Below are 2,248 nucleotides of genomic sequence, written 5' to 3'. Positions count from 1 at the left end.
GACTTTAATGTCCTTTCTTTTGAAAAAATTATCCTATCCCTTTTCCTGAGAGTTGCATTAACTAATTGAATCTAGTCATGAATATCTTGTCTTCGGTTGTAAATGTGCTCCGGAATAAAAGGTAATTGGTCTTTCATTTTTAGAATTTAATTCAAATCTTATGCTGCTGACTTAATTAGTAGCTGTGCTTGTCCCCTGTATGTCTAAATGATATCCGTCAGCTTTCGGATAATAATTTCTCAGTTAATTCCATAGTTGTTTATTGAAGCAATGTGTAAATTTTGTTTTTTAGTTAAAAGGAATCTTGATGTTAATATAATCTTCGCGGCTAATGAAACAAACTATTTCCTTATTCAAAATATTAAAGACTAATTTTACCTTAGTCTAATATCATTAACTATTCTTGATATTTTTTAAAGCATCACTCAATGCACTTACTGTTTCTTTTAAATCTTTCGTATTAAAACTAAATAATGTTTCACTTTTATCTGGATGAATTTTCGGCTGGTTATACACCAGTTCAATAGATTTCAATAGCATTAGTTGACGAGAATTATTATCCTCTTTGTCTGCATTTGATAGCATTTCAGAATAAGCTGTTAGCGTCATCGCTACCGCCGACTTGAAAGCATACTCTTCTTGAAGATTTCTTTCTTTTTTGTATTGTGAAAACACAAAACCTAATAATACAAATGCGGGTGAAGTTTTTATAATATTAATCATAATATTAAGCCATTGATTTTCAAAATGTGGAGATAGACAAGTAAATACCACTACTATCCAAATTAAAGTTATTAATGACATTATTGGTACTGCCCATTTCCAAAAAGTTAAACCCTTTTCTAATTTTTCTTGTCTTTGATCAAATTTTGAACCTAATGCACCATCGGCAGCCATTCCTGTTAAACGAACGATTTCTTCTTTGTTACTTTCAATAAATTCAATACCTTCTTTTGATTTTTTTAAATCTTCCAATGCTGTTGCAATTGCCGTTTCTAATTTAATTTTTAATGCTGAATTGTCTTTTTTAATTGCCGTGAAATCAGTTTCATATTCTGTAATACTTTCAGAAACCGTTGTAACTTTATCCTTGATATTCTTTAATATTCCGTCAATTTCCGTATCCTTATTTTTGGCATTAGAAACTACTAGATTTAACTCTGTTAATTGTGAATTTGCAGTAGAAAGTAAGGTTGTAATTTGGGTTAACTCCAGTTTTTTTTCATCGATAAAAACTTTAAAATCAGAAGTTGTAGTTTCTAAATTTGTTTTTAAACTGTTATAAACGATTAGGTTCTTCTCTAGTGCCTTTTGATTTAGATTGATTAAAGTTTTTTGTTTCTTTAACTCTTCTAAATCAAGAGGATGAGACTTTACAACTGACTTGTTCCAAAAACCATTTTTTATTTGATAATGAATTAATTTGTCTAATAAGGTTTCTACTTGATTGAACTCTTTACTATTCAAATAATTTTGAATTTGTACTAGATCTGCGTTTACATTTACCGTACCAAAATCATTCGAAAAATTTTCAGTAGATGGTAAAAGTAATCCTAAACCATTTTCTAATTCATTTTCTAATTGTGATACCATTTTATTAAGAAGAAAAAGAAATTCTGTACCACTATATTTATTAAAACTAATTTTATTAAAATCAGTTTCAGTAGGATAAGCATCTAATAATAGTTGATTAACATCTAGATTCCTTAATACCTCTAAAGTAGTAAGAGCGCCTTGTTTTTGACTTATGTTCATATCCTTTTTAATTATTTATTTAGTTTTCTATGGACTTCCTTTTTTAATTTCCCTCTACAATCTTAATTTCTTCATCACTCAAACCATACAATTCATAAACCATAGTGTCTATTTCTTGTTCTAATGCTTGCGTATCGGCTTTTGGGTCTTGAGATTTTAAGTAAAGAATTTCGTTGACTTTTATTACAATTTTATTTTCGAAATCTTTATTTTCTTTTATAGGAATTTGTCTTAGATCTTCTGGGTAAATACTTGAATAACTTCCTTGTAATGTATCAGTACTTAAAAACTTACTGAAAAAATAGGTTGTTAGTTTGGAATTTAAAACTGCAGTTATAAACTTAATAGAAAATTCAGAATTAATAATAATGTTCCATTTTTTTTCTGGTTTTTGAAATTTTAAAATTTCATCATTCCATTGGTCTAACCCCCTAATAATCGGACTTTAACATTTTAAGTTTTACAAACATACAAAATAAGTAAATATCTTTGC

The 2,248-nt window shown here is 28.0% G+C and carries 2 protein-coding genes; both read right to left on the bottom strand.

The window, feature by feature from the left end:
- Positions 1-393 precede the first annotated feature (393 nt).
- The gene (locus ACEN2H_RS15565; RefSeq protein ID WP_441733964.1) at positions 394-1,755 is read right to left on the bottom strand and encodes a hypothetical protein; all 1,362 of its coding nucleotides are present in this window, start codon (positions 1,753-1,755) and stop codon (positions 394-396) included.
- 43 nt (positions 1,756-1,798) lie between these two features.
- On the bottom strand, positions 1,799-2,122 hold the full coding sequence (locus tag ACEN2H_RS15560) for a hypothetical protein (RefSeq protein ID WP_441733966.1): 324 nt from the start codon (positions 2,120-2,122) through the stop codon (positions 1,799-1,801).
- Between the last annotated feature and the right edge of the window lie 126 nt (positions 2,123-2,248).

It is taken from the genome of Flavobacterium sp. W22_SRS_FP1 (assembly GCF_052113685.1).
Taxonomy (GTDB): domain Bacteria; phylum Bacteroidota; class Bacteroidia; order Flavobacteriales; family Flavobacteriaceae; genus Flavobacterium.
The sequence above is the reverse complement of the archived record's forward strand: the minus strand, read 5'-3'. Positions and strand labels throughout refer to the sequence as shown.

Excerpts from the sequence above, each read along its gene's own strand:
- ACEN2H_RS15565 (WP_441733964.1), bottom strand. The coding sequence starts at position 1,755 with ATGAACATAAGTCAAAAACAAGGCGCTCTTACTACTTTAGAGGTATTA.